General features: G+C 54.4%; 1 protein-coding gene. It reads right to left on the bottom strand.

Translation table 11 applies throughout. From position 1 onward, the window contains the following. On the bottom strand, positions 1 to 6038 hold a 6038-nt coding region (locus tag C5471_RS22435; RefSeq protein ID WP_166296465.1), incomplete at both ends, for a non-ribosomal peptide synthetase.

Genomic DNA, 6038 nt, shown 5'->3' with positions numbered 1-6038 from the left:
GCCGCCATGCGTCCAAATAGCACGGTGCCAAACACCACTTTTACCTGATCGCTGGTATGCGACAATACCTGGGCCCAGGCCAGATGACACAACGCCGCCAAACTGACCCCCAAACGCCGGGCCTGACTGCGCAGACGATCATTCAGCTCAGGTACCAACATCCGGTGAGACTCCGCCATTTGAGATCCGTCACGATGCACTTCCGTCAAACCAAACGGCAGGGTGGGTTCATCTACCTCCGATAACATGTCGGTAAAGAAACGAGTATGTGCTTCCTGATTTCCCTCCAACCGGACTTGCGCCACCAAATTGCGGAACGGTGTCGGCGCAGGCAGGCTCTTCTCCTGCTCCGTCAGATACACCTGTACTTCACGGTTCATCACGTCCAGCGTTTCATGGTCACCAATCAGATGATGCAGCAATTGCAGCACAATCCAACGGCCATCGGTCTCCGGTGCCACCACAAAGCGCAATAACGGTGCTTCCCCCAGATCAAGACGATGATGACGCGGGTCAAAACGCCGGGTTAACTGGTCACTGACCGGGCCGTCAGCCGGGTTCAGTGTCAGTTCCGTTACCGACAATTGGGCCTGACGCCAGACCACCTGTGCCGGCACTGACAATTCTTGCCAGATAAAGGCCGTACGTAGAATATCGTGCCGATCAACTACCCGCTGAACCGCCGTCAGATAACGATCCAACAGAGCCCGGTCAGCAAAGGCCATCTGCCCCATCAACAGATACGGATCCCCTTCGTTTGCCAGTAAGTGGTGGAACAAAATACCATCCTGCAACGGTGACAGGGCATAGATATCCTGGATATTGCCCATCCCGCCCGGCACCTGTCTGACGATACGGTCAATGTCAGATTGAGTCAGATCGATTAGCGGCAACATCTCCGGCGTCAGCGCCGTGGTTGCCGGGGTGATGACGTTAGGTGGCACTCTTACCGCCTGATGCTGTCCCAATGACCGGGCCAGTTCAAACAGCACCGGAAACTGGAACAGATTCCGCGCCGTCAAAGTCAATCCCAGGTGACGCAAGCGTTCAATCATGCGTATAGCAAGCAATGAATGACCACCCAGGGCAAAAAAGCTGTCATACCGGCTTATCTGCGCAATCCCCAGTAATTCACGCCAAATCGTCGCCAGGGCAATTTCCGTATCGCCCTGCGGTTCGGCGTAAATCTGACGGGAAACGACTTCATTGTCCGGTGCCGGTAGCGCACGGCGATCCAACTTACCGTTCGGGGTCAATGGAAACGCATCCAGCCGCACAAAGTCTGACGGCACCATATAGTCAGGCAAAACTGCACTCAGGTGAGCACGCAGGCTGTTCATCAGCCCCTCATCCGTGGGTTCCACCACATAGGCCACCAGCCGTTTATCCTCCCCTTCCCCCCATACCAACACCGCAACCTCACGCACCGCTGGATGCTCTGCCAACCGGGCTTCAATTTCCCCCGGTTCAATGCGGAAGCCGCGAATTTTCACCTGCTGATCGTTGCGGCCCAGGAACTCCAGATTGCCGTCCGGCAGATAACGTGCCAAATCCCCGGTGCGGTACATGCGTGCATCCGGGTTATCACCAAACGTATCGACAAGAAAACGTTCGGCGGTCAATTCAGGACGATTAAGATAACCATAGGCAACCCCATCTCCACCGACATAAATCTCTCCAACCACCCCCAACGGTACCGGTTGACCATTCGCATCCAACAGATAAACCCGCGTGTTGGCTACCGGTCGGCCAATAGGGACTCGGGTCGCTCCTTGCGCTAATGCATCAATACGGTATGTCGTCGTAAAGGTAGTGCCTTCACTCGGCCCATAGCCATTTAATAACTGTTGTGGCGGGCTTGTACTCAGTACCTGTCTGATAATCTGGGGATCAAGGGCATCTCCCCCGACAATCAGGAACTTTATCTGCGGAAAAACTGGAGACAGTTCCGCCGCCAGTTGGTTAAACAATCCGACACTCAGCCACAAAACATTAATTCGCTGAACCTGTAGAACGTGTACAAACTCTAGTGGCGTCAGCAAAGTGACATGATCGACAACCACTAACGTTCCACCATTAAGCAACGGTGCCCAAACTTCGAAAGTACTGGCATCAAAAGCCGGGTTAGCAGCGAAGGCAACCCGGTCATCCGGCCCGATTTCAGCATATCCGTTGTTGATGACCAGCCGGACCACCGCACGATGTGGTACCAGAACCCCTTTGGATGCACCAGTCGAACCGGAGGTATACATGATATAGGCCAATCCGGCACTGGAACACGGCAAGTCAGGATTAAAACAATCTTCCTCTCTATTCGTGTCTATCTCACCGGAGAGACAAAGCAGCGGCACAGCCAGATTAGCCGGAATATCCACCCGTGTATCGGTGAGCAGCAACCTGGCAGAACAATCACTGATCAGCCAGTTTTTTCGTTCATCCGGCACTCTGGGATCAATCGGTACATAAACGGCACCAGCTTTAAGAATAGCTAATATAGCCACCACCAGTTCCATCGATCGTTCTAACAGGATCGCCACATGATCACCGGGACCAACCCCTTGTTCGATCAGCTGACGAGCCAATCGGTTAGCATACGCATTCAGTTGCGTATAGCTCAGGCTCTTCTCTCCCGCGATCAGTGCCGTTGCTTCTGGGGTTTTCTTCACCTGCTGTTCAAATAACTGATGAATACACAACGCATCAGGATACACGGTTTCCGTGGCGTTCCAGGTTCTTAACAACAAGGTACGTTCCGCTTCCGGCAGGATTTCCAATGCCCGAATGGGCATTTCTGGGGTTTGCTCAAGTGCCGCCGCCAGACTTTCCAGTGCTTGCTGCATATAACCGCACAGGCTTTTCGAATCAAACGGCTGCACGACCTGCGCTGTCAGCCCCAGGGATCCGCCAAAATCTTCCACCGACAGCACAAACGGGTAGTTGGTCCGCTCTTGTGTGCCAAGAAATTCAATTCCATTGATAAGTTCAGCTGACGTTGCCGACAAAGTATTATGCCGATAGTTCAACAGGCTACTAAAGAGTGGCAACTCACCCTGCACCCCACTGCAACGCTGGGCCAGCGCCAGTGACGCGTGCTCATGGGCTAATAATCCGGCCAGTCGGGTATGGGCGGCCTGAACGCTGTCCCGTACCGAGGTCTCATCGATATCCAGTTGCAACGGCAAGGTATTAATAAACAGCCCCATACCATTGTCGGTGCTGTCCCCTGCCTGCATCCGCCCAAACAACACCGTGCCGAACACCACTTTCTCCTGCCCGCTGGTACGCGATAACACTTGCGCCCAGGCCAGATGACACAATGCCGCCAGACTGACGCCCAGGCACCGTGCCTGACTGCGCAGACGGTCATTCAGCTCAGGTGCCAACATCCGGTGGGATTCCGTCACTTGTGAACCGTCACGGTGCACCTCTGTCAGCCCGAATGGCAGCGTCGGTTCATCCACCGCCGCCAGCATCTCGGTAAAGAAACGGGTATGCGCTTCCTGGCTTACCCCCAGCCGAACTTGTGCCACCAAATTACGGAAAGGAACCGGATCAGGCAGGCTATCCTCCTGACCGATAAGATACGCCTGAACTTCACTGTGCATCACTTCCAGCGTTTCATGGTCACCAATCAGATGATGCAGCAATTGCAGCACAATCCAACGGCCATCAGTCTCCTGCGCCACCACAAAGCGCAATAACGGCGCTTCCCCTAGGTCAAGACGATGATGATGAGGATCAAAGCGCCGGGTTAACTGGTCACTGACCGGGCCATCGGCTGGATTCAAGGTCAGTTCCGTCACCGACAATTGGGCCTGACGCCAGACCACTTGCACCGGCACAGACAATTCTTGCCAAATAAAGGCGGTACGTAAGATATCGTGCCGATCAACCGTTCGTTGAACCGCTGCCAGATAACGATCTAACAGAGACCGGTCAGCAAAGACCATCTGACCTGTCAACAGGTACGGATCACCTTCGTTTGCCAGTAAGTGGTGGAACAAAATACCGTCCTGCAACGGCGACAAGGCATAGATATCCTGAATATTGGTCACCCCGCCCGGCACCCGCCCGATGATGCGGTCAATGTCAATCTGAGTCAGATCGATCAGCGGCAACATCTCCGGCGTCAGTGCCGTGGTTGCCGGTGTTATGACGTTAGGCGGCACTATCACCGCCTGGTGCTGTCCCAGTGACTGAGCCAGTTCAAACAGCACCGGGAACTGAAACAGATCACGCGCCGTCAGGGTCAATCCCAGGTGACGCAAACGTTCAATCACCCGTATCGCGAGCAACGAATGACCACCCAGAGCAAAAAAGCTGTCATACCGGCTGACCTGTTCAATCCCCAGTAATTCACACCAAATCGCCGCCAATGCGATTTCCGTTTCCCCTTGTGGTGCTTCATAAACCTGACGGGCAACCGCTTCATTGCCCGCTGCCGGCAATGCTCGACGATCCAATTTACCGTTAGGCGTTAAGGGAAATGCATCCAGCCGCACAAAGGCCGACGGCACCATATAATCCGGTAAAATGGCACTCAGATAAGTATGCAGGCTATTGACCAGCTCCTCATCTGCGGGTGCCACCACATAAGCCACCAGCCGTTTCTCCTGCCCTTCCCCCTGCGCCAATACCACCGATTCACTTACTGCCGGGTGTTCCACCAGCCGGGCTTCTATTTCTCCCGGTTCAATGCGGAAACCGCGGATCTTAACCTGCTGGTCATTACGGCCCAGAAACACTAGGTTGCCGTCCGGCAGATAACGCGCCAAATCCCCGGTGCGGTACATGCAGGCACCCGGTTTATCACTGAACGGATCGATAAGGAAACGTTCAGCGGTCAAGTCAGGGCGATTGAAGTAACCCCGCGCCACTCCCGCGCCTCCGATATAAATTTCCCCCACCACACCCTGTGGCACCGGCTGACCATACTCGTCCAGTAAGTAAAGGCCGGTGTTGGCTATCGGACGCCCGATACTTTCAATAACCCGGTCACCCCGCCGCATCGATATCCAGGCAGAATAGGTTGTCGTTTCGGAAGGTCCATAGAGATTACATAACCGTTGTACCGGCGTTTCTGCGAAAATCTGTTCAATTAGGGCACTTTTAAGCGGCTCACCCGCCAGATTGACGGTATGGACCGGAGCCATCAGCGCCTGAGCCTGCAATAGCGGTTTCATTGCCGACGGGACAGAGTTAATCAAACTCACCGGCAGGGTATGCCGCATCAATGACAGGACATCCTCGACCAGATGAATCGCCGCACCACAGGATAACGGCATAAAACATTCGAAAATGGACAGGTCAAAATTCATCGACGTCGAGAACAGTGTCTCGCGGATCTCTTCCGCACCAAAAGCCTGCTGGGCCCAGTGCAAGAAGTTCACTGTATTCCGGTGCTCAATCATCACCCCTTTTGGCACTCCTGTGGAGCCAGAGGTGTAAATCACATACGCCAGGTGCCGGGCAGTCAGCCCAGGGACCTGTGGATTACTGTCCGGTTGATCAAGCAAGGTATTCGGGTCGAGCACAGTCAGCGCAGCCAACGTTTTCTCGTCCAGCGCATCACGTCCGGTATTATCCGCCAGCAAAATAGCCGGGGCCGCATCGGTCAAAATATGTGCCAAACGCTCGCCCGGATAAGCCGGATCCAGCGGCACATATGCGCTGCCGGCTTTCAATACTGCCAGTAATCCCACCACCATTGCCGGTGAACGTGATACGCAAATCGCCACCCGCTGATCCGGCTCTACCCCCAGCGCAATCAGCTGATGGGCCAGCCGGTTGGCGCGGGTATTTAATTCGGCATAACTGAGGGTTTGTTCTTCATACACTAACGCTGTGGCATTCGGGGTTTTCTCCACTTGTTGTTCAAACAATTGATGGATACATAACGCGTCAGGATAAAGGGTTTCCGTCGCGTTCCAGGTTTCCAGCAACAGCCTGCGCTCCGATGGTGCCAGGATATCAATTTCCCCGATCCGCTGTTGAGCGTGAGCGACCATCTCTTGCAACACCGCGTGCAAATATCCCAC

This window comes from Photorhabdus tasmaniensis (assembly GCF_011189505.1).
GTDB lineage: Bacteria > Pseudomonadota > Gammaproteobacteria > Enterobacterales > Enterobacteriaceae > Photorhabdus > Photorhabdus tasmaniensis.
This window is presented reverse-complemented; position numbering and strand designations above follow the sequence as displayed.